The sequence below is a fragment of the Silvanigrella aquatica genome (assembly GCF_001907975.1).
GTDB lineage: Bacteria > Bdellovibrionota_B > Oligoflexia > Silvanigrellales > Silvanigrellaceae > Silvanigrella > Silvanigrella aquatica.
Genome location: NZ_CP017834.1, coordinates 66,591 through 89,741 on the forward strand (window position 1 = coordinate 66,591; position 23,151 = coordinate 89,741).

Sequence of the window (23,151 nt, forward strand, 5' to 3'; positions counted from 1 at the left end):
GTTTTTTATGTCAGGATTAGGAAAAATTATTCGAGTTATGGGACCAGTCGTTGACGTGCAATTTTCGCATGGAAACCTTCCTGAAATTTATTACGCATTACGTACAACAAATACTTCTATTAATAATGAAAATGAAAATCTTGTATTAGAGGTTGCTCAACATCTCGGTGAAAATACAGTCAGAACAATTGCAATGGATTCAACAGAAGGTCTTTGCCGTGGTGTTGCCGTGCGCAATACAGGTGAGCAAATTTCTGTGCCCGTTGGAGACGCCGTTCTTGGTCGTATTTTAAACGTTGTTGGTGAACCTATTGATGGTAAGGGTGCTGTTCCTTCTGAACACCACTATCCTATCCATCGTAAGGCTCCTGATTTCACACGCCAAAGTACAAAACTCGAAATGCTAGAAACAGGCATTAAAGTTGTGGATCTCTTAGCGCCTTATCAAAAAGGTGGTAAAATTGGACTTTTTGGTGGTGCGGGCGTTGGTAAAACAGTTCTTATTATGGAATTAATTAACAACATTGCGAAGCAACACGGTGGTTACTCTGTATTTGCGGGTGTTGGTGAGCGTACGCGTGAAGGAAATGACCTTTATCATGAAATGAAGGATTCCGGAGTTCTAGATAAAGTGGCGCTTGTCTACGGACAAATGAACGAACCGCCAGGAGCGCGTGCGCGCGTTGCCCTTTCGGGTCTTTCTGTTGCAGAATATTTCCGCGATGAACAAAATCAAGACGTGCTCTTTTTCGTAGATAATATCTTCCGTTTTACTCAAGCGGGTGCTGAAATTTCTGCTTTATTAGGTCGTATTCCTTCTGCGGTGGGTTACCAACCCAACTTAGCAACCGAAATGGGTGATCTTCAAGAGCGTATTACTTCGACAAATACAGGTTCTATTACATCTGTTCAGGCTATTTATGTTCCTGCAGATGACTATACAGACCCTGCTCCTGCAACTGCATTTGCGCACCTTGACGCTACGACAAACTTGGATCGTTCCTTAACAGAAAAAGGGATTTATCCTGCCGTGCATCCTTTGAACTCGACAAGTCGTATTCTTGATCCGCAAATTGTAGGTGATGAACACTACAATACCGCTCGTAAAGTTCAGCAAATTTTACAAAGTTACAAAGAATTACAAGATATTATTGCTATTCTTGGTATGGATGAGCTTTCTGAAGAAGACAAACTTGTTGTGGCAAGAGCGCGTCGTATTGAGCGTTTCCTTTCTCAGCCTTTCCATGTTGCTGAAGTCTTTACAGGAAATCCAGGATGCTATGTTAAAGTTGCAGACACCGTACGCAGTTTTAAAGAACTGTGTGAAGGAAAATGGGATCATCTTCCTGAGTCCGCATTTTATATGGTTGGAAGTATTGACGAAGCTGTAGAAAAAGCGAAGAAAATGGGCGTTTCTGTCTAATTTGGGGTGTTGAATTATTATGGTCGAAACAAAAGGCAATATGAGAGTTGTTATTTTAACTCCCAATAAACGTCTCCTCGATCTATCGGGTGTGACCGAGCTTTACCTACCGATTGAGAATGGTGTTATTGGGGTTTTGCCTGGCCATGCTCCTATGGTTTCTGCAGTAGGAACAGGAGTTGTTATTTATACACTAAATGACAGTTCAGGCTTTTTTAAAGTTGCTGGTGGAGTTGCTGAAATTACCGGTGGCTCTGTGAACTTATTAGTTGATGTCGGTGAAGAAGCTTCTCAGATTGACTTTGATAGAGCTCAAAAATCTCTTGAAAGAGCGCAAGGAAGACTTTCTGATAAAGCATCAGAAAATATCGACGTAAAAAGAGCGGAAGCAGCGCGTCTCAGAGCACTTGCGCGTCTTGAAGCTGCAGAATTGTATCGTGGTAAAAATTCCCAAGATAAGAAATCTGTATAAAAGATATCGATTTTTCTTTTGTCAGTAATTTTTTTGATTGGAGTGTGATTACTTTACAATTTTTATTATTGTTAGTGTGCTAGTATTAATGGAAGAGTTTAATAAAGCTCTTCCTTTTTTATTCGATGGATCTTAAAAGCGGTGTGAATAATATGGCCTCACAACAAGATTTATTAGATGAAGCTAACTACAAGGATAATTCTTCAGATATTGTTTGGCTAGCTATTGATTCGAGGTCAGCACAATCAGGAGTGGTTTCTGGAATTTCAAGATTTGTGATTGGATTAACGAGAGCATTAGCGGTTGAACTTGACAAAAGAAAGCATATTTTAACTCAAAATAAAAAACGATTAAAGATTTTAATTGTTTCAAAGTCTGAACCCGCCCCGTGGGTTGTTGAGCTTGTCCATAAATATCCTCAAGTAGCTTCTTTTTGGAGTGGCGGGCCTGGTTCTTTACAAAAATCATATGATAAACCTATTTGGTTATGGCCAACCTTTGCTCTAAAAAGAATTCAAAGGCTAACAAGTAATCATGTTATTTGGTTTGCACCTGCCAATTTTGATAGGCCATTATTTGTCTCAAGAAATAATATGGCGCAACGCGTGATTCAAGTTGTGCATGACAGTATTCCTTTTATGCCTGTAAAAGGAGTTGGTTTTATATTTAAGCGTCAGTTTCGATTTTTAGTCAAAAGAGCGTTATATAGATTGCCTTTTGTGACTACAGTATCAAATCACTCTGCAAAAATTCTTCAGGGATTGGTGAAAAAACGATCGGCACCTCTTTACGTTATCGGAGATGCGGTCGATCTGAGTTTTGGAAGTAAATCACGAATTACTGATGAGAAAAAACTATATTCAAAAAGAAAAAAATTTATCGAAAATCTTTCTCTTGAAAAAGACACAGAGAAATTAAATTATTTTATTGAAAAAGTTTTTCAAGGTGATTGGGTATTAGGAGTGGGTAGAAATCAAAAATATAAATGTTGGGATATTGCCGCACAAGCAGTTATGAAAGCAGCAACCGATGCCTCATTAAATTTATGGTTTATTCGCATTGGAGCTGATCAAAAAGAAATTTCAGGTTATATGAAAAAAGGCCCTGTTAGGGAAATTGGAAAAATTAAATTTTTTGAAAATTTAAAAATTATTGTTTTACCTGTTCTTTCAGATGCTGAATTAGCTGAAGTCTATAGATTATCTAATTTATTAATACATCCCTCCGTTGCAGAAGGGTTTGGACTTCCTCCTTTAGAAGCCGCATTAAGTGGAACTCCTGTCATTTTTCGAACCTCTACTGCTGTCGATCATCATTTTCCTGAGGGTACTTTTCCAAATAATTTTTGGTGTGGTATTGAGTCGGGTTATCTCAATGTTTGGTCAAAGCAAATTGAAAAAATGCTATTGGATAAAAAGGATTCTGAATTTTATAAAAATTTATTTAAAGCAAAATCAACTCGAGAATTTATTGTTGAGCGCGCCCATGGTAGAGCCTTTGAGTGGAGCGAATCAGCTGTTTCTTTGCTCAATTGGATTTTAAGAGATGAGGGCATTATTAAAAAATTTCAAAATTAAGTAATCTAGTTTTATTCGTTTAATAATAAAAAATGGAGTAGCAATGAAATGAAAACGGGGGTTTTATTTTGGGGCTTCAGAAACATAAATTTAGTCGCTGAATGTTCAAAACTACTAAAAAAAAACCATAGTATTAAAGAATTTTATATTCAAATATCTATTCATGAAAAAACAATTTCTCTTTTAGATATTTTTCCTGAAGAAATTATTCGCTCTGATTACGATGATTTTAATTTTTTTTATAAATGGATCTCTAGAAATCATAAAAAAAATATAATGATAATTATTGATTTCTGGCATTTTTTATCGAGTAAAAACTTTTTAAATCAAATAGAAATACTTAAAAAAATTTTTAATGAACCTTTTCATTTTTTAATTTGTTGCCCTCGGTTTTATCATGAGCCTTTAATTGATAATCATAACAAAAAGTTAATAAGTATTGTCGACAAAACATATGAGTATTTTAAAAACATTCAGCAGCTATATGAAGTTTCATTAAATAGTTCTTCATCAATTTCTATGTTTTCTTCTCCTCCCTGTATGACTCTTTTAAATACTTTGTGTGGCCAAGATTTATTTGAGATAAAAAAAATGAGTATTTTTAGTTTTGTGCCTTCTATTTTAAAATCTTTTCCTTCTTTATTTATTAGTCAAGAAAAGTATTTAGAAGGTATTGAGCAAAAAATAATGGAACTTTCTAATTCAATTTATGCTGTCAAAAATAAAAATGAAGAGAATTTTCCATTTTACAATTCATTAGCTGGAGATGTGCAAAATATTCATAATAAAATCCAGAATAATAATAAAAAATTGAGAGTAAAAGGTATATTATTAACTGTATCTTTGGAAAGATTTTACAATATAAGGTCGAGAGATGATGGAAAGTTTTTATTATGGCTTATTTATTTAGCTATTTTAGAATATAGGCAATCGATATCTCTCTCAAGTGCTGAGGAAAAAGAAAAAAAAGCAATGAGCTTATTTTCAAGCGTTACGGTGTGAATCATCTTTTCTGCGCATAAATGCAGGCGTTTCAAAATCAGAATCATCAATTTCAATATCAGATAACTCTTTAGCGAGTTTTAAAGCTGTTTCCGCGGCATCTTCCTGAGAGTGCTCCTCATTTTTTGTCGCAGAAGCGCCCATCACTTTATTTGTTTCATGTGATTTATGAGCTGCATTTTGTTGATTTGCCATATCGAAAGTCCATTTGGTCAACTCTTCAAGATCAGAACTGTTTTCATTTTTAGAGTTTTGTTGACTCTGTTGATTTTGATGCTGATTTGTCCAAGATGAAGTCATTGGATTTTCATGAACTTTTGATTGAGATTGAGAAGCAGAATTCTGTGTTATGGGAGATCTTGCTTCGGTATTTGAAATATTAGTGTTTCTAAAAAGATTACTAGTTTGTTGAGTTGTATGAGAATTATTTATTTCATGTGAATTAATTGGTCTATTATTTGCAATTGTGTTTTGTGAATTCATACCTGAATTATTGAATCCAGGTTGATGTTCTCTTCCGAATTGTTGCCTTTGAAAATGGTTCGGCGCACTTTGTTGTTGGTTGAATTGCGATTGAGAATGTTGTTGTTGCGGAATTCCTTGATTTGGACTCCTGACCTCGTAGGGATTTACTGCAGGAATATTTTGCGTAAAACCGGATTGGGGGCGTTGCGAATTCATACCAGCAAATGCTTGCTGAGGATTTTGATTTGTGACGTTTTGCGGAATGAATTGTCCTTGCGGAGGTAAATTGGCAAATCCGTGAGCCGTGTCAGGAAACGACACGCGCGCTTGATCAAAACCAGTTGCAATCACAGTGACACGGATAGTGTCGCTCATAGATTCATCAATAACAGCACCAAATATAATATTGGCTTCTTCATGTGCCGCTTCTTGAATGAGAGTGGACGCTTCACTAATTTCATGAAGAGTCATTGAGCTTGTTCCTGTGATATTAATTAAAATTCCAGTTGCGCCTTCTATATCTATGTCTTCAAGAAGTGGAGAATTAATAGCAGCCCGTGCCGCTTCAGCCGCTCTATTTGAGCCTGTTGCTGTGCCAATCCCCATGAGTGCCATGCCCATTTCCGACATAATTGTTTTTACATCGGCAAAGTCGACGTTCACTCGTCCTGGAATATTAATGATATCTGAAATGCCTTTTACAGCATTTAATAGAACTTCATCAGCAAGTTTAAATCCTTCAAGCATAGACATTTCTGGGGGAGCAATGCTAAGCAGACGCTGGTTTGGAATTGTGATGAGGGTATCCACCGATTGGCGTAAAGCCTGAATACCATGTTCTGACTGTTGCTTTCTTCTTTTACCTTCGAATGTAAAAGGTTTCGTTACGACGCCCACAGTCAGTGCGCCTAATTCCCGTGCTACTTGTGCAATAATAGGAGCAGCACCTGTTCCTGTTCCGCCGCCCATGCCTCCTGTTACGAAAACCATATCAGAGCCACTTAGCACTTCTTGTAAAATAGCTTTGTCTTCAAGAGCGGCATTGCGACCCATTTCTGGGTTTGCACCTGCACCTAAACCTTTTGTTAATTCTCTACCGAGTTGAATTTTAATGGGAGCGAGGTTTGATTGAAGAGCTTGGACATCGGTATTGGCAGCAATAAATTCGACGCCTGTTAATCCTGATTCAATCATTGTATTGAGAGCGTTTCCACCGCCACCACCAACTCCAATTACTTTTATGATAGCGTTTGATGAATATTTGTTATTTTTATCCGCTCTATCACTCATTTTTAAAATCCTCCATGTTTTTCATAACATATTAATATTAATAATTATCTTGAAGCAAATGGTTCTTTTAATCTATGCCATATTTTTGTTGCGAATGAACCAATTCCAGAAGATTCTTCAGTTTGAAATACTGAATTTTCACCATGAATTGTTGCAAAAAGAGTAGATAAAGTACCCACTCCTGCAGCCCAAATTGGCGATTTTAGTCCCTCTGTTGCTCCAGCAATATTTATGGGCATTCCAACGCGTGCATGTAATGAAAATATTTCTTCAGTTGCCAGCGCCATTCCACTTAAAAGAGCACCGCCTCCTGAAAGCACAATTCCTTTGGATGTCCGGGTTATAAGTTTTGATCTTTTTAAGTCAGCGTATATTGTATTTAAAATTTCTCTTACTCGGGGCTCAATAACGAGATTTATTTCTTTTCTTGTGACAAAACGTGTTGTGTTACCGTCAGTGCTGCCTATTTCAATTTTTTCATTTGCATCTTTTGTAGAAAACTCAATAGCTTTACCAAGTTCTTTTTTTACTCTCTCGGCTTCGGCTTGAGTTGTTCTTAATCCAATCGAGAGGTCTTTTGTAATATGATGTGATCCAATAGGATATTCTTTTGAATAAACAGGAATATTTCCTAAATAAACAGCAGCGTGTGTTAAATGAGCACCAATTGACAATGATATGCAGCCAAATTCTTTTTCATCTTTAGTTAAAATACCTTCTGCCGCAGCGAGAGGTTCGAAAGCAAAACTTTGTACGCGAACTCCCGCGTTATTACAGGCTCTTACAATGTTGTGTAAATCGGCTTGAGGATAGAATACTCTGTGGTGCATGATGGAAAGGGATGAGCCTTGCATTCCAATAGGATTTTGAATTCCATGTTTGCCGTCGACAGAATATGAGCTTGGGATCATATGAATAAAGTCATAACCCATAGGGGGTTTTTGATTTCTGACAGCGGCAGAAACTCTTTCCAAATCGGAAACTCGAATTTCTTCGCCTTTAATGGAACATGTTTCAATATGATTATCGAACTGAGCAGCGGTTCCTGCAATGCAAGCACGAACAGATTCAATTTCAATTCCTGATTGTCTTTCCACTTCATCGATGGCTTCCAAAATGGAAGCCGTAACGGCATCAATACTTGATACCACTCCTTTTTTTATTGCTCCATTGTTAGCAATACGAGCTGCTCCTAAAATTTGAAGGCGCGAAGAATCTTTATCGTTTGAAAAGAGATCATCGTTTGAGCTATGGGCAAATTTGTTTTCATAGCTCGCAGCAATAAGGCTCGTATGTGTTGAACCAAGGGAAAGTGAAATACAAATATTTTTATTAAGAGATGTTTTCATGTCAATTTAACTTTGCATGCAAAATGTTTAAAAAGCATTTTGTGAACGCGCTCTCTATAAACTTACACAAACAAAAATTAAAAGTCATTAGCAAGGATTAAAAATCACATTTGGCTAGATTTTGGATTTGGGGGTTGAAATTTAAAACTCGCCTTATCGGTAAAGTCGAGATCGATTTTATTAGGATAAATATTTTTATTTCCAAGCTCTTGAAGAATTCTTTTTAATCTTTCCATTTTTTCATTTATGTTGTTTTCTCCGAGCAGCGCTAAGAAAAAATCACTATCAATTTTGTCATTTTGAGGTTTTATTGTTTCAGTATTTTTTAATAATTTAGTATTGTTATTTTCAGTGTTTTTTTGAGATAATAATTGATTATTTCGATTTATTTTTAATGTGAATCCGGAGTTGGAATCCCAAGCGATTTTAGCCAATGAATATCCTGTCCCGATTTTGAGCATTTCAGAATTAATAAAGCGTGTTTGAGACATCAGCCATGGAAAATTGACTGAGCTATTTGTTTCAATATAGGAATTGTTCGAATCAATTTTATTGTTTTTTTTATTTTTTATATTTGAATTTTTGGATTTCCAATTTATTTTCAATTCAGGTGCTTCTAGCTTTAGTAAAGAAGCGTAATCTTGGGGTAAAGGATTTTTAGCAATAATTTTCATATTATTACTAATAATATAACGTTCTCCATTTTTTGCTTCGATAAGCATAATAGGAATTTGCATTATGGCATTTATTTGTAATTTTCCATCTAGTCCAAGTCGAATCCAGTATTGATCAATGATATCTTTTGAAGCTAAAATTGAGTTGATTCTATGAATAAATTCCGATCTTTTTTCATTTGCTTTTATAGCTTTATCAAGTTCTTGTTGTATTTCTGTATTTAAAATGTGAGTTATTTGCTTATTATCAGTTTCAATTTGAATGTGTGTGGGAAGTATTTTTTCACTATATGTTCCTACAAAATAAGTTCCAATTTTAATAAAAGAAAGACAAAGTATACAAATTGATAGAATGTAAGTCAAGCGTGGTTTGCTTTTAAAGAATAAAAAAACAAATGAAATTGATTTTTTTATATAAACGTATAAATAAAATAAAGCTAATAAATACCATTTATTGAAATTGGGTTTTTTTTGCTTCTTAGTTCCCTTGCGGCTTCTTAAATCAATTTTTTGAGAAGCAAGCAAATTAACTTTTCTTTGTTTTTTATTTACGCTCAAAATTTAATTTCTCCAATAACAAATGCCCAACTTGTCGGACATCTCCAGCACCTAATGTCAAAACGACAGCACCTTTTTGAGGATCTATTGATTTTAAAATTTCAAATACTTTATCGCTTGCATGATTTAAATTATCAGCAATTATAGTTGAATTTGATGTATTATTAAAACTATTTAATTTAATTTGATGTGCAATGTGAGGGGTATCAATGCCTTGAATTTCTTGTTCACCAGCAGAATAAATAGGTGTAATAATAACGCGGTCAGCATCGTGAAAGCATCGAGAAAATTCATCCATTTGATATTTAAGTCTGGAATAACGGTGTGGTTGAAAAATTGCTATGATTTCTCGATCAGGAAAGCTTTCTTTTGTACCTTTTAAAACGGTTTCAATTTTTTTAGGATTGTGAGCATAGTCATCCACTATTAAAAAATTATTGATATCACCAATAACTGTAAATCGATGTTGTACGCCTTCAAATTGAGATATGGATTTGCATATTTTATTTATATCTAAATCAAGTAAAGTTGCAACTGCAAAAGTAGCTAATGAATTTGTTAAATTATATTGCCCTGGCATTTTTAAAGTGACTTTGGGAAATGATTTTCCAAAAACGACAGGAGTATATGTTGTTATCATTCCGTTTGTTACTTTATCTGTTGCTGATACATCTGCATCTTGACGCAAGCCATACGTTATTAATTTCCGTCTAATTTTAGGTATTACAAGTTGCACAATGGGATCGTCTATGCAGGCGCAGACAGCCCCATAGAAAGGAACTTTATCAAGAAATGTTTCAAATGCTTTTACAATATCTTCGAGTTTATCGTAATGATCAAGATGATCTCTATCTATATTTGTAATAATGGCAATAGTCGGAGTGAGTCTTAAAAAACTTCCGTCGCTTTCATCTGCTTCAGCTACAAATAAATCACCTTTTCCTAGTTTAGCATTGCTTTCAAATGAATTTAATTTACCGCCAATGACAACAGTGGGATCGAGACCTACATCATGTAAGGAGGAGGCTAGAATACTTGTTGTCGTTGTTTTCCCGTGGGTTCCTGCTACAATAACACCATATTTTAATCTCATTAATTCACTTAACATTTCGCTGCGATGAATAATAGGAATACGAGAATTTTGCGCTTCTATGATTTCAGGATTATGTTTATTAATAGCGCTGCTTACAACTAATACTTGCGCATCTTTAATATTTTCTGGCTGGTGGCCAATAAATATTTTGGCTCCCATGTGTTTTAATTTTTCTGTAATTTGAGATTTTTTAATATCACTTCCTGAAACTTTATAGCCTGAGTTAAGGAGAACTTCAGCAATTCCGGACATGCCGCTACCACCAATACCAACAAAGTGAATTTTTTTAATTGCATTAAACATAATTTTATAAACCTTAAATCGAATTATTATTTTGAGTATAAATTCTTCTTGATATTTGTGACATAAGTCCAATAATAAAAAAGTTTGCTATTAATGCCGTGCCGCCATTTGAAATAAAAGGAAGTGGCAAACCTTTGTTCGGTAAAGCGCCCGCAACAACACCCATGTTAATAATGGTCGTTGTTACCAGCATGGCAAAAGCACCTGTAGCAAGAAGGCGATCGCGTAAATCTTTGCCATATAAAACAAGCCTTAGAATGGCATAATATAATACAGAATATAAAATTGCTAACACTAATATGCCAATAAATCCCATTTCTTCTGTAATAACTGCGAGAATAAAGTCGGTATGAGCTTCGGGAAGGAAAAATAATTTTTGTTGACTTTCCCCAATACCTCTTCCAAATAATCCGCCATTAGCAACAGCTACAAAGCTTTGAATGACTTGAAATCCTGAACCAAGGGGGTCTTTAAAGGGATCTAAAAATGTCATGATACGTGTTATACGGTAAGGTTCAGCCAATATAGCTGATGTCAATCCAAAAATTAATACTCCAAAAATTCCTGCAAAATATCTTTTTGGTAATCCATTCATAAATAATATGCTAACAATACCTGATATAACAACAACAGTTGTTCCAAAATCTTTTTGAGCAATAATGGAAATAGGAGCTAATCCAAGGCATCCCCATTCCATCCAATTAGGCAAACGAAAGGGCTCATTTTTTTGATAAAATCCAGGTTTTGAAGTGATAATCCACGTTAAATAAAGTATGGCAAAAACTTTTAAAAATTCTGAGGGCTGTAATGGAGGAAGAATCCATAGATTAATCCATCGAGGGGCTCCACTTACTGTGCGTCCAATATATGGAAGATGCGTTGCAAAAGCCATTATAACTAAACCAAAAAATATATATTTAATATATTTGTAGAATGTTTCCAATGGAAACTTAGCTCCAATAAGGGCAGCAATGAGGGCAGGTATTAAATAAAAAGTTTGTTTTTTTGCATAATAAAATTCTGTTCCAAAATGTTGCGCAGAATATACAGAAGAGGAGCTATAAACAAATAAAATTCCAAAACCAGTCAGAGCGATAACGGGAACCCAAAGGACATTCCCACCATAGGTCATCCAGGTACTAGGTTTAGAGACATCGAGTATATTTTCAATTTCTTCATTTTTAAAGTTTTTTTTATTTAATAATTCTTTTTCAGTTAAGTTCACGATGATTTTCCTTTAAATGAGAGAGAGCCCATTTGCGAAAAACATGACCTCTGTGTTCAAAATTTTGAAACTCATCAAAACTACTACACCCAGGGGATAATAATATGATTTCATTTTCTTTTGCTTCATCTAGAGCTAAATTTGCGGCAGAAATGAGATTATCAGAGGATTTTGCGATATAGTTTTTACTTTTCAATAATTCGTTTGAAATTAAATTTTTTGCTTTACCAAAAGGGTAAACTTTAACTAAATTTTTTGTAAAATAAGGGGTAATAGGTAAGTAACTATCGCCTTTCGGTTCACCACCAAGCAGCAAGCGAATGGGCGATTGGAAAGAGTTCAATGCCACAAGAGTGCTTTCAACATTAGTAGCTTTTGAGTCATTAATAATAAGTAGTTTTTTTTCTTTACGGTTATTATCCTTATATATTGTTATTCCATTTGAAATTTTTTCAAGACGATGTGGCAAATGTTCATATTTTGATGACGTCGCGCTCCATTGATTTAAAATAATATTTTCTGAAATGCCTATATGCAGAGCCATTAAACTTGCACAAAGAATATTTGTCATATTATGCTGACCAGGAAGGCATGAGTTTTCAATAGTCCATTTTTTTTGTAGATTTTTTAAATTAATTGAAATGTTAATATGTCCATTTTCAAAGTTATATTTTGCATAAACAAATTCAAAATTATTTAAAAAAACTAAATTTTCAAATTCTAAATTATTTAATTCTTGGTATGTAGGGCAAGGTAATGTTTTTGAAAATTCAAATTTATCGATTAAATTATTTAATTTAGATTTTGTAAAATTATTTTCATCTTGAACTGATTCCTCTAATAAAATGACACGAGCGCGTGGTAAACTTAGACCTAACTTTAAGACCAACTTCATAATTTTTTTATCAATTATGGCAATTCCTGAGTCGTGAGTTAATAAAATAAGACGCCATTTTGCTTTTAAATATTCTTCTAAATTTTCATAACGACTTAAATGGTCGTTTTGTAAATTTAGCAATGCTGTACATAAAGGTCTTATAGAATATGTTGTCTCAAGTTGATAGCTACTTAATTCCATTGCAAATAAATTTGTATTTGGAAACTCTAATAAAGTCTGTGAGAGTGAAGTCCCAATATTTCCACATGCTTTTGTATTATATTGAGATTGTGCAACAAGTTGTGCTAAATAATGAACTGTTGTGCTTTTGCCATTTGTTCCTGTAACAGCAAGACAAATATCATCTGTACTCATAAACCAAGAGGCCACTTCAATTTCACTAACGACTGGAATATTATTTTTTTTACAAAGTAATGATATTGGTTTACTTTGCATAATTCCTGGAGATAAAACCATAATATCGCATTCGTTTTTTATTTTTTCAAAGGAATGTCCATTTTGTTCAAAGGGAATATTTAATTCAATTAATTCATTTTGAATTTCATTTAATAATGGATTGTCATCAGTAATGAAAACATTAACACCATGTTTTTTTAATAACTTTGCAGCTGAAATTCCGCTTTTTGCAGCTCCAGCTATAAAAAAATTTAAATTTTTAATGTCATGGCGAAAACTCATTTTAGTTACTTTCTATCTTAATTTCAGAGTAAGAATACTTAAAAGTGCAAGTATAAAACTGATTATCCAAATTCGAACAGTAATTTTTTGCTCCGGCCATCCTTTTTTTTGATAATGGTGATGAACGGGAGCCATGCGAAATACTCTTTTGCCTCGTGTTTTAAAGGATGCCACCTGAATAATGACACTCAATGCTTCTGCTACAAAGATCCCACCCATAAGTACAAGTAAAATTTCGTGACCCGTGATGACGGCAACGGTTCCTAGAATCCCTCCCAGAGCCAATGCTCCCGAGTCCCCCATAAAAATTTGCGCAGGGAAGGTATTGTACCAAAGAAATCCTATAGAAGCTCCTATGAGTGCAGAAAGAAAGACGCTAATTTCTCCTGATCCTGGAATGGTGTGATAATAGAGATATTTTGAAACAACAATATTTCCTGTTACGTAACTCAGTATCATGAGAGTGAGAGCGCATGTGATTACGGGACCTATAGCAAGCCCATCTAAGCCATCTGTTAAATTAACAGCATTACTTGTTCCAACAATAACTAAAATAGCGAACGGTGCATAAAAGATGCCGAGATTAATTATCACATTTTTTAAAAATGGTATATTTACAGAAGTTGGGTATAATGTGTAAGAAATGGGTACTGACAAATGAAACGAAGACCATAAATGCCAAGAAATTGCTGCTGTTCCAAATATCAAAAGTCCAAGCATTTTCTTTTTGCTTGATAATCCTGCGGTGTTTTTTTGGGTTATTTTTAAATAATCATCAAGAAATCCAACATAGCCAAAACCAACTGTAACAATTAATAGTGTTATGAAATGCCGATTTGTAAGATCCATCCATAATATAACACTTAAAAGTGTTGCAAATATAATAATGATTCCCCCCATTGTAGGAGTACCTTTTTTAAGCATTTGCTCTTCAAGGCCAAGTTCACGAATGGGTTGTCCTGCTTTTAAAGATCTTAAAATTCGAATTGCTTTAGGATATAAAAACATGGAAACTACAATACTTGTAATAAGAGCCAAGATGGCGCGACTTGATAAATAGGAGAACGCTTTTAATCCAGAAAATTTTGGATTGATCATAATAAGTTTCATTATAAGTAAGTAGATCATCCTGTTTAGTTCTCCCCATGTAATATAGAAAGTGCAATTTGCGCATCAGAAAACGGGTATTTTGTATTACCAATAATTTGATAATCCTCATGTCCTTTTCCCGCAACAAGAATAAGATCAAATTTATTTGCAGAATGAATGGCAAGCTGAATTGCCTTTTTTCGATCGACTTCTCTTTTACAGTGATTCTGATTTACAATTCCCGCAAAAATATCATCAATAATTTTATTTGGTTCTTCTGTTCTTGGATTATCCGATGTGATTATCACTTCATCGGAGAGTGATGAGGCAATTTGTCCCATAAGGGATCTCTTTGTTTTATCTCTGTCTCCCCCGCAGCCAAATACGGTTATTAGTTTTCCGCGTCCTTCTTGATTTAATACCTTTTTGCAAACTTGAATGGCTTTTTCAAGGGCATCGGGGGAGTGTGCGTAATCAATAAGTACAGTAGGGGATTTGTTTTTGTTATTTGAGTGAATGATTTCAAGTCTGCCTGGAATATTTTTAATATGCTTTAATGTTTGAGAAATTTCGCGAAGGGAATATCCTTTACTCAGGCATGCCGCGATAGCACAAAGCAAATTATCAAATTGAAATTCACCTATAATTGCGGCGTGAAATTCTGCAGTTTCAATAGTTTGAAGTTGATTTTGTAACCTTAAAACTCCTGAAACTCCAGAAAGAGATGATTTTTGGTTTGTAATGCTAATATAATAGAGTGATTTATATTTTTTATCAAATAAAGATATAAAATGTTCAGCATTATCTTCAAAACCAACGCCAATTAATTTTCTTTGAGAACCGGCTGCCTTTTGTGCAAATTCCTTCCATTCCGAATTGTGGGTGCATATGATAGCAGTTCCTGTTTCTTTAAGAATTTCAGTAAATAATTTTAATTTTGCATTTCTATAGTTTTCCATATTTCCATGGTAGTCAAGATGATCTTGTGTCAAATTCGTAAAAATTGCAGCATCTATACTCCAGTTGCCTAATCTATTCTCCATCAACCCATGTGATGTGACTTCCATTATAATATCGCTTATATTATTTATTTGAGAAAGATTTAATATTTGTAAAAGTGAAGGATAATCAGGTGTGGTTACATGGCTTCCCTCTAAAGTTTCGGAGCCAAATTGAATTCCTAAAGTACCAATTCGAACATTAGTATTATTGGATAATATACTTAATATTTGTGAACAAATTTGTACTACAGAGGTTTTGCCATTTGTACCGGTAACCCCAATTGAAAAAAAATTATTTTTTTCAATTTTAAATTGATTTTCAAGTAATATATAAATTGATTTTTCAATGTTATGAACAGGAATAAAATTTTCGTGCGATAATATAAAGTCAATTTTTTCATTTGAATAATTGTGCTTAAATGCAAGTATTTTTATGTTTTCCGGATTTCCAATAATATAATTATCCGAATTTAAAATATCTTCAGCTAATAAATGCCCATCAAATTTTTTACCTGCGCGCGCAATATAGATAAAAGAGTTTTTTTTGTATTCATTCTTTTTTTCAGAATAGGAATTTAAATCTTTTGAATTTATAATTAAATTAAATTTCTTTGTATTTTTGCTTAAGCTTGGTTTATTTTTGATTATTAGATTAAATTGTTCAAATATGACAATAACTTCTTTTAAAGAAATAAGGGGGAGTTCTAGTTTTAACGGAAGCGACATTGAATTAAAATTCCTTTGTTTGTGTCTCTTTTTGTTTTGGCTGAATTAAGACTGTATTGTCAGATTTTTTTTGTATGTCAGAAATATTTTTCTTGTTTTTTTTGAGATAGGCATTTTCATAGCTTTTGACGTTATAAATTCCTTGTGAATTTAAGTACTCTACTGTTTTTTTTCCAATTTCTGCAAATACAGGTCCCGCAAGAGGGCCTCCATAGGCGGGTCTCACTCCTGCTTCATCGATGACAACAACGATGACTAGTTTGGGATCATCAGAAGGAATAACGCCTTCAAATACAGCTGTTCTTCCTGAGTAAGCATGATCTTTACTTGACCAAATTTGTGCCGTGCCTGTTTTTCCTGAAACTAAAATCCCCGGAATGCGCGCAGGAGCACCTGTTCCGCCTTCTTCTTCAACGACAGATTCCATCATTTCTGCAATGGTTTTGCTTGTTTTAGGATTGATATATTTTAGAGGAGGGCCAATTAAATCATTTTCATTTTTTTCATCGATAGCAATTAAGTTAACACCATGATCAACGCCATCGCCAACAATTATGGAAAGCCCATGGGCAAGTTGTAAGGGAGATATGGCAAAACCTTGTCCAAAAGCCATGTTTGCAAAATTCATTTCGCGCCATGTACTCACTTTTTTTATTCTTCCGCCCCATTCGCCTGGTAAACCTGTGCCCGGTTGACGTCCAAAACCAATTTTCATCAGTGCATCATAAAAGGTATCGCGCCCTAATTTTTGAACGACTTTATAAGCACCAATATTGCTACTTACTTTTAATATTTCTTCCGGTGTAATCCATCCGTGTGCGTGAGTATCATGAATGATTCCTCCGGGCAAAGTCATTTGACCATTTTCGGCATAAATTTTTGTATCTTGTTTAATTAATCCTAGGTCAAGTGCTTTAGAAATCCACATTGGTTTTACTACTGATCCTAATTCTATGGCATCCATAACAGGACGTAGTCGGCGTGAAGAAGGATCATTTTCAGGGGGGCTATTTAAGTCATAAGTAGGATAACTTGCCATAGATAAAATTTCACCTGTTTGTACATCCATGACAATAGCACTACCGCCTTTTGCTTTCGATTTGATCACTCCTTCTCTTAAGGCATTTTGAGCAAATTCTTGAATGGAAAGATCTATGGAAAGTTTGAGATTAGGTGCTTTTTGTTCTGGTTTAGAGGCATCATTTGGTGTTACCATGACAAGGCGTCCCCTGGCATCTTTCATGACTTCTGATTTAATGGGTTTTATATTCAAGCGAGAATTGTATATTTTTTCAATTCCTTCGAGACCATTTCCGTCTGTTCCTACAAAACCAATGAGTTGAGAAGCGAGGTCTTTTTCTGGATAAACACGTTTCGGCTCATCAATCACACCAATAAAATCTTGCCATTTTTTTAAAGATCCCATTTTATTAAATTCGGATTGGCTGATTTGTCTTCTTAGCCAAATAAAGTTCCTTTTTTCATCTGAATAAGCAATTAATGTGTTCAGGGGAACTTGAATTTGATGTGCTACTTTTTTTAATATTTCAACATCTTCTGGCATTTTTCTTGTTAATAAAAAAATACTCGGTCTAGAAATACTGACTGCTAAAACTCGTCCATTGCGATCGGTTATTGTGGCTCTTGGTTTTGCTAATGTTAAATTTGTTTCAAATTGCCTCGATCCTGTTTCAATGAGTCTTGTGCGTAGTGGAGTAGGAAAAAAAGTAATCCAAGCGTATCGGATGAGTATTAAAGTCAAAAATAAACAATAAATAGCGGCCATAGCGTAAGCACGAATATTGAAATTGGGTTCATTTTTTATTTTGGTTGGGTCAAAATAGTATCTTATTCTTTTAAATACACTCGATTCATTAATTGATTTTCCTACCATTTTGTTACCTTTAAATTAGTGTAACACTTGCTCTGATCTTAAAACGCGTTTGGGATCGGGTAAAATATATTTGGGTTTTCCAAAATTGTCTTTTTGAGAAAGCAAATTGTCTCGCACATTTCTCTCAGTTGATGCTAAATCAGATAGCAATTCAATTTGTCTTTGTCGCAATGATTTTTCTTTTGACTTTAAGGACGCGATTTCATAACCAACTGAATATGTTTTTGATCTCATTGTAATTACAATTACACCTACAATAATAGTTAAAAAAATAATTGCAATAATAGCATCAAATCCTTTGAAAAATTTTAGCATAGATCAAGACTCCACTTCTTTAGAAAATTCAAAACAGCGCAGTCGTGCGGAACGGGATCGGATGTTAATTTGACATTCTTCTTCAGAAGCTGTGATTCCGCCACGGGGGACTTCCTTCCCAAAGCTACTATTATGATTTTCTTCTAAATGAAGCTGCATATGCAAGGGGATAGAAAATTCTTTTTTATTGTTTTGTTTTTCAAGTGCATTTTTTCCTTTTTGCCAATTCCGCATGGCATGCTTTACAATGCGATCTTCAAGGGAGTGGAAGGAAATAAAAGCAACTTTGCTATGGAGTGCCATAAGCTTAGGCACATTTTGTAGGAGTTGATGAATGGATTCTAGCTCCTTATTGACTTCTATGCGGAGAGCCTGAAAAGCTCTTGTTGCAGGGTGTATGCGGCTGTTTGGATAGGCAAGAACTTGTTTGATGTATTTTGCAAGCTCAACTGTACTTTCCAGGGGCAATTTTTTTAATTTTCGATCTTGGACAATGGCTTTTGCTAATTTTCTTGCTTTGGGCTCCTCGCCATATTCGAAAAAAAGACGAATGAGATCTTCTTCGGAATAAGTTTCTAGTAAATCTTTTGCAGTAAATTCTTTACTGGTATCCATGCGCATATCGATAGGGCCATCGTGAATGAGTGAAAATCCTCGAGTTCCTTTGTCTAATTGGGGAGAACTCACACCAAAATCAGCATAGAGCCCATGTATTTTTTGCCCAGGAAAATTTGTTCTCATAACATCGAAAAGATTTTTAAAATTTTCATTAAATAGTGAAAAAGTAAAATTTTTATATGTGTTTTTTAGGTTTTTTAGCTTCTCATTTGAGAAATTTAATGCAGAAATATCTTGATCAAATCCAACAATATGCAGTTTAAAATTAGGAAATAATTTGTCATTTGCTATACGCTCTACTAAATGAGAAGCGTGTCCTGCGCCTCCTAATGTGGCATCGACTATGATCAATTTTTGTTCCGTATTATGATTCAATAACTTTTCTAAAGAGAGTATATTTTCTATTGTTTCGTTCTTTAATACGGTAATGTGATTGAATTCTTGATTCATTGAAAACCTCATTTTGGTTTCAAAAGTAATTGATTTGAGTGTCTTTTTTAACATTTAGTCAAAAACGTGGCACACTCATATATGCCTAAAGTATTCAACTTCATTTTATCAAGTCCGATAATGGCCAAGTAAAAGAAATTTACAGTTTGGGGATAAAATGTGCCATGAAGAATAATTTTATGCAAAGAATTGCGACTAAATATAGAAAATGTCAATCTATACTCATTGGAATACTCCTATCCCTAGCACTATATGGGTGTATGACTTCATCAGAAAATAATAAAGAAACTCCTCAAATTACAGCTGAAGTTAAAGAAGAGCCTAATAATAAATTATCTCCAGATTATGCGGAAGGCCTTGTTCCTCCTGCAAATCAAGAAATATTAATGCCCTACTATGTAAAAGCGGGAGATAATTTGGCGAAAATTAGTAAAAGAATTTACGGAGAAAGTAAATCTTGGAAAAAAATTGCAGAATTAAATCATCTTATAGACGCAAATAAAATTTATGCCGGTGATGTTATTTACTATACAGTGACTGATAGATCAAAAATATTTGCAGAAACATACGAAAATGCTCCTAAGGCAAAAATAATTGTAAAAAAAGGAGATACTCTTTATCAAATATCTAAAGTTGTATTTGGTAAAGCAAAAGACTGGCGAGTTCTCTGGAAAGAAAATCCACAAATCATGAATCCTGATAGGATTAAAGTAGGCACAGCTATTTATTTTAGACCAAAGGCTCTTACGGCAGATGCTAGTGCTATTATTAGTAATGAAAAAGGAAATGATAACAAAGAAACACCAATGCAAAAAAATTCAAGCGATGAAATTTTAAATTCAGATAATAACAAAAATAATAATCAAAACAACAGCGCTCTAAAAGAAGATGTTAAGACTGAGGATAAAGTCTCAGATGAAATTAAATCAGAAAGAGATAATAGTGCAAAAACAGATAGCCAGGAAGATAAAGATACTAAAAATAATTCTACAGATAAAAATGATCTCAATAGAGAGTAATATATAATATTCAAATTCAGTTTAATGTTGTTTTATGTCGCATTCATAATTGCAAAATAAGTAAAGCTGCAAAAATACTTATTAAAATTAAAAATGCCAAAGTAAATAAATGATTAAAATGACAAATAACTAAAAAGTAAGTTAGATTAAATTTCTATAAAATAGAATTTAGTTATGATTAATTTTTATTCATTATTTTTACTGTCTTTTTTGAAATTAATTACTCTTCTTGAGATGATATGATAATCAGCTAAATCTTTTAATTGGTCATTTTCATAAAGAGGTTCTGGTTTTGCATGAGGATTGATCACATGAAAGTGAGTGATATGCTCTTGTTGAAAAGTTCTTTTAATAAATTCATATTCATCAACGTAACGGATATCATCTATAATAGCAAGATCTAAATTTAAATGGTCTCTATTATAAACAATCAAATCAACAAGTTGTTTTGCCCAATAAATTTTATTTTTCGTTTTTTCTTCATCGCCTTTTTCATCAAGCATTTGGTGAACTGTTTTTCCTGTTTCCTTTACAATGGTAGAGTCTTTAAATCTTGGATTTTTATTATACCAATCGTATTTTGGGTATTTGACTAGAAGATCTTTACGAATCATATTGGCAATGGAAAATAATTCATGTTTTCCACTGGCAATTTTTTTGGACAAATAAGTTTTTCCGGCTCCATGTCCATCTCCAGAAATAAAAATTATTCTCATAATGTCTCCATTTAATATTAAATATCTTACAATAGGAATAAAAATTCATTGTTTGTTGAAGCTGGTTGTGAAGAACTGTTCTCGGTAAATTCGTTTAATGAAATAAAATTATTTTTAATATTATTTTTATCTTGGTCATGAAAGGAAATAATAATCTTCTTATCATTTATATTTTCTTGTATTTTATAATTATTTTTTTTAATGAACTCAAAAACTTTTTGCGGTGTTATATAACAATAATTTACAATACTTTGGTTTCGGTAATTTTTTAAATCTTTATTTTTTATAATATTTTTATCAAAAAATTCAATACATTCTAAATAATTTTGAGGCGTTCCAATATCAAACCAATATCTATTTTCTGGGTATGGAAGGTTTATTATATTTTTATGAAGCGAAATTAATTTGCGATAGTATATGTCAATGCTCGATTTTTTTTCAATGGGGACTTGATTTAAAATATCCCTGCTCAAAATTTGGTGGTTTGTAAATACTTTCGCAATACATTTTTCTTTCTCATCAAATTTTTCACCAAATCCTTTAATATATTTTTCATCTTGAGCAACCCATGTGGCATCTTTTCGTGCTTCTTTAATTTTTTTTGTACACATGAGAGCATAATCATCTGAGGATTTATTTTTCCATTTTTCAATCATTTCTTGCAAAGGAAAATCGGCAACAATATCTCCAGAAACAGCAATGACATCCTTTGAATTTTCTGATTTATTTTTTACTATTTCATGATAAATTCGGGCAATGCCGCCGCCGGTTTCTAATATTTCTTCTTCATGCCAAAAGACAATTCGCGAAGGGTCATAGCCAAAATATTTTGCTGCTGCCATCAATTCATTTTTGACTTCTATATGTAAATAATGAGTATTACAATGAACTTTTTCAAATCCAGCCTGAAAAAATAATTCGATATTTAAAAAAGCCGCTGGCTTACTGATAATAGGGCAAACAACTTTAGGAATGTAATTTGTAAGAGGTTTTAAGCGTGTTCCAAATCCAGCACATAGAACGATAGGTATAAATTGCTTTAAATCGTTTTGAGAAAACATGTATATCCTAAAATTTCAAAAATTATTTTTAATGAGTTTATTGAGTTTTTGTGACAACTCTCCTGAATATAAACTTTCAATAAGTTGAAATAAATGGGGCATCATACTTTTTAAATCTGTTTCTGCATGAGTTCGTGCTTCTGCCGAGAAGAGTATTTCAAGAGTATGCTTTATGTACTGCAAATAACCTGGTTTTCCTTTTTTTGTTGCAAGATATCCAAAGCTTCCAATGGCTTTAATGTTTCTTTGCAATCCCATAAGTAACAATTCTAATTGAAAACTTGTTTCGGAAATAGGGTTTAAATTATTTCTTTCTCGGGCATGATTCATTTTTTCAAGGTAAAAATCAAATAAATATTTTCTTGTTTCCCAAGTGATGTGTACATAGCTATCTCGTACTAAGCTAACAACATCATAGGAATGAGGACCCATACGGGCATCTTGAAAATCAATCCAGTATATTTTATTATTATGAACCATGATATTTCGCACATGGTAATCCCTGTGGCATAAAACTCTTTCACAAGCATCTAGTTTTTTTGCAAGTAAATTTAAATCTTCAAATAAGCCTTTATGCTCTTTATTATTTTCATTGATATTTAGGTCTAAAAAACCATTTAAAAAATGAGTTACAAAAAAATTCAATTCATAATATAATTTTTCAAAATCAAAGTATCTATTCATCGCGGGATGGTCAATATTACGATGAGGATATTGTGCTTGAATAAGCAAGCAAAGAGATTCTTTATAATAATCAATAGATTTTTGACAAGCAGGATTTTTTACATCTAAAATTGGAGTTTCTAAAGTTGAGCTTAAAAAAGTATCTCCTAAATCTTCTGTCCAAATGCAGGCGTTTGTTTCATCTATTTCGATTATATTTGGTAGAGGCAATTCCATTTGAATAAGAGCATTATGCATACCTATCCAACTGATAGGATCGCCTCCATAGCCTCCTTCCCATTTAGGAAATTGCATACAAATTGCTTTTTTATTGTCATTGATAAGTCTAAAAAATTTTCTATCACTTGCGTCTCCTGCAATAAGAATTAAAACAGGATCTTTATTTGCAATAATTTGATCGGGATTTAAAACTTTAAAATTTTGAATTTTTAGCATAATTTGATCCGATTCTATGTCAAGGGAAAGAATGCTTGTCATTTTGTTTCCTTAGTGTAGGACGGCTTGGGAAGCATTTAAGGTCGTACGCTTTTGCAAGTGATCCCTTATAGTAATTGTGTTATATAGATGTGTA

Annotated in this window: 19 protein-coding genes; 5 read left to right on the forward strand and 14 right to left on the reverse strand. The window is 33.5% G+C overall.

Annotated elements, in window-relative coordinates; all coding sequences use genetic code 11:
- The first annotated feature begins 7 nt into the window (after positions 1 to 7).
- The 4 genes from atpD to AXG55_RS00300 all read left to right on the forward strand — a co-directional run bounded on the left by atpD (position 8) and on the right by AXG55_RS00300 (position 4,474).
- Entirely contained in the window at positions 8 to 1,423 is a 1,416-nt protein-coding gene (gene atpD / locus AXG55_RS00285) for a F0F1 ATP synthase subunit beta (RefSeq protein ID WP_148696155.1), read from the forward strand.
- A 19-nt stretch (positions 1,424 to 1,442) separates the two neighbouring features.
- Complete coding sequence (atpC, locus tag AXG55_RS00290) at positions 1,443 to 1,895, forward strand: ATP synthase F1 subunit epsilon (RefSeq protein ID WP_148696156.1); 453 nt, start codon at positions 1,443 to 1,445, stop codon at positions 1,893 to 1,895.
- Positions 1,896 to 2,047: 152 nt separating this feature from the next.
- Positions 2,048 to 3,472 carry a glycosyltransferase gene (locus AXG55_RS00295; protein WP_233231268.1) on the forward strand — a complete coding sequence of 475 codons (1,425 nt, stop codon included), beginning with the start codon at positions 2,048 to 2,050 and terminating at the stop codon, positions 3,470 to 3,472.
- Between the two features lie 48 nt (positions 3,473 to 3,520).
- The gene (locus AXG55_RS00300; protein ID WP_148696158.1) at positions 3,521 to 4,474 is read left to right on the forward strand and encodes a hypothetical protein; all 954 of its coding nucleotides are present in this window, start codon (positions 3,521 to 3,523) and stop codon (positions 4,472 to 4,474) included.
- On the opposite strand, the gene ftsZ is transcribed toward AXG55_RS00300, so the two are convergent.
- The 11 genes from ftsZ to rsmH form a co-directional block, all read right to left on the reverse strand.
- Positions 4,457 to 6,229, reverse strand: coding sequence for a cell division protein FtsZ (ftsZ, locus tag AXG55_RS00305; RefSeq protein WP_148696159.1), 1,773 nt, complete (start codon positions 6,227 to 6,229; stop codon positions 4,457 to 4,459). The genes AXG55_RS00300 and ftsZ overlap by 18 nt on opposite strands.
- A gap of 44 nt (positions 6,230 to 6,273) precedes the next feature.
- Entirely contained in the window at positions 6,274 to 7,578 is a 1,305-nt protein-coding gene (ftsA, locus tag AXG55_RS00310) for a cell division protein FtsA (RefSeq protein WP_148696160.1), read from the reverse strand.
- Positions 7,579 to 7,682: 104 nt separating this feature from the next.
- Positions 7,683 to 8,810 (reverse strand): hypothetical protein, encoded by a 1,128-nt coding sequence (locus AXG55_RS00315; protein ID WP_148696161.1) that lies wholly within the window; start codon positions 8,808 to 8,810, stop codon positions 7,683 to 7,685.
- Positions 8,797 to 10,206, reverse strand: coding sequence for a UDP-N-acetylmuramate--L-alanine ligase (gene murC, locus AXG55_RS00320; RefSeq protein ID WP_148696162.1), 1,410 nt, complete (start codon positions 10,204 to 10,206; stop codon positions 8,797 to 8,799). Before murC ends, AXG55_RS00315 begins: the two co-directional genes overlap by 14 nt.
- A 13-nt stretch (positions 10,207 to 10,219) precedes the next feature.
- Positions 10,220 to 11,431 carry an FtsW/RodA/SpoVE family cell cycle protein gene (locus tag AXG55_RS00325; protein ID WP_148696163.1) on the reverse strand — a complete coding sequence of 404 codons (1,212 nt, stop codon included), beginning with the start codon at positions 11,429 to 11,431 and terminating at the stop codon, positions 10,220 to 10,222.
- Complete coding sequence (gene murD / locus AXG55_RS00330; protein WP_148696164.1) at positions 11,418 to 13,007, reverse strand: UDP-N-acetylmuramoyl-L-alanine--D-glutamate ligase; 1,590 nt, start codon at positions 13,005 to 13,007, stop codon at positions 11,418 to 11,420. The genes AXG55_RS00325 and murD overlap by 14 nt, the downstream gene beginning before the upstream one ends.
- 12 nt (positions 13,008 to 13,019) lie before the next feature.
- A complete protein-coding gene (mraY, locus tag AXG55_RS00335) occupies positions 13,020 to 14,135 on the reverse strand; it encodes a phospho-N-acetylmuramoyl-pentapeptide-transferase (RefSeq protein WP_148696165.1) in 1,116 nt (371 codons plus the stop codon).
- Positions 14,136 to 14,140: 5 nt separating this feature from the next.
- Positions 14,141 to 15,823 carry a UDP-N-acetylmuramoyl-L-alanyl-D-glutamate--2,6-diaminopimelate ligase gene (locus AXG55_RS00340; protein ID WP_148696166.1) on the reverse strand — a complete coding sequence of 561 codons (1,683 nt, stop codon included), beginning with the start codon at positions 15,821 to 15,823 and terminating at the stop codon, positions 14,141 to 14,143.
- A 4-nt stretch (positions 15,824 to 15,827) separates the two neighbouring features.
- On the reverse strand, positions 15,828 to 17,717 hold the full coding sequence (locus tag AXG55_RS00345; RefSeq protein ID WP_148696167.1) for a peptidoglycan D,D-transpeptidase FtsI family protein: 1,890 nt from the start codon (positions 17,715 to 17,717) through the stop codon (positions 15,828 to 15,830).
- Between the two features lie 15 nt (positions 17,718 to 17,732).
- Positions 17,733 to 18,032 (reverse strand): hypothetical protein, encoded by a 300-nt coding sequence (locus tag AXG55_RS00350; protein WP_148696168.1) that lies wholly within the window; start codon positions 18,030 to 18,032, stop codon positions 17,733 to 17,735.
- A gap of 3 nt (positions 18,033 to 18,035) precedes the next feature.
- A complete protein-coding gene (gene rsmH, locus AXG55_RS00355) occupies positions 18,036 to 19,100 on the reverse strand; it encodes a 16S rRNA (cytosine(1402)-N(4))-methyltransferase RsmH (protein ID WP_233231269.1) in 1,065 nt (354 codons plus the stop codon).
- A 164-nt stretch (positions 19,101 to 19,264) separates the two neighbouring features.
- Here rsmH and AXG55_RS00360 point away from each other — a divergent pair, with 164 nt between their 5' ends.
- Complete coding sequence (locus AXG55_RS00360) at positions 19,265 to 20,119, forward strand: LysM peptidoglycan-binding domain-containing protein (protein ID WP_148696170.1); 855 nt, start codon at positions 19,265 to 19,267, stop codon at positions 20,117 to 20,119.
- Positions 20,120 to 20,304: 185 nt separating this feature from the next.
- Here AXG55_RS00360 and AXG55_RS00365 read toward each other — a convergent pair whose 3' ends face one another.
- The 3 genes from AXG55_RS00365 to AXG55_RS00375 are packed head-to-tail and all read right to left on the reverse strand — an operon-like array spanning position 20,305 to position 23,057.
- Entirely contained in the window at positions 20,305 to 20,835 is a 531-nt protein-coding gene (locus AXG55_RS00365) for a hypothetical protein (protein WP_148696171.1), read from the reverse strand.
- 26 nt (positions 20,836 to 20,861) lie between these two features.
- Positions 20,862 to 21,896, reverse strand: a complete 1,035-nt coding sequence (locus tag AXG55_RS00370) for a nucleotidyltransferase family protein (protein ID WP_148696172.1) — start codon at positions 21,894 to 21,896, stop codon at positions 20,862 to 20,864.
- Between the two features lie 15 nt (positions 21,897 to 21,911).
- Entirely contained in the window at positions 21,912 to 23,057 is a 1,146-nt protein-coding gene (locus tag AXG55_RS00375) for an aminoglycoside phosphotransferase family protein (RefSeq protein WP_148696173.1), read from the reverse strand.
- Positions 23,058 to 23,151 lie beyond the last annotated feature (94 nt).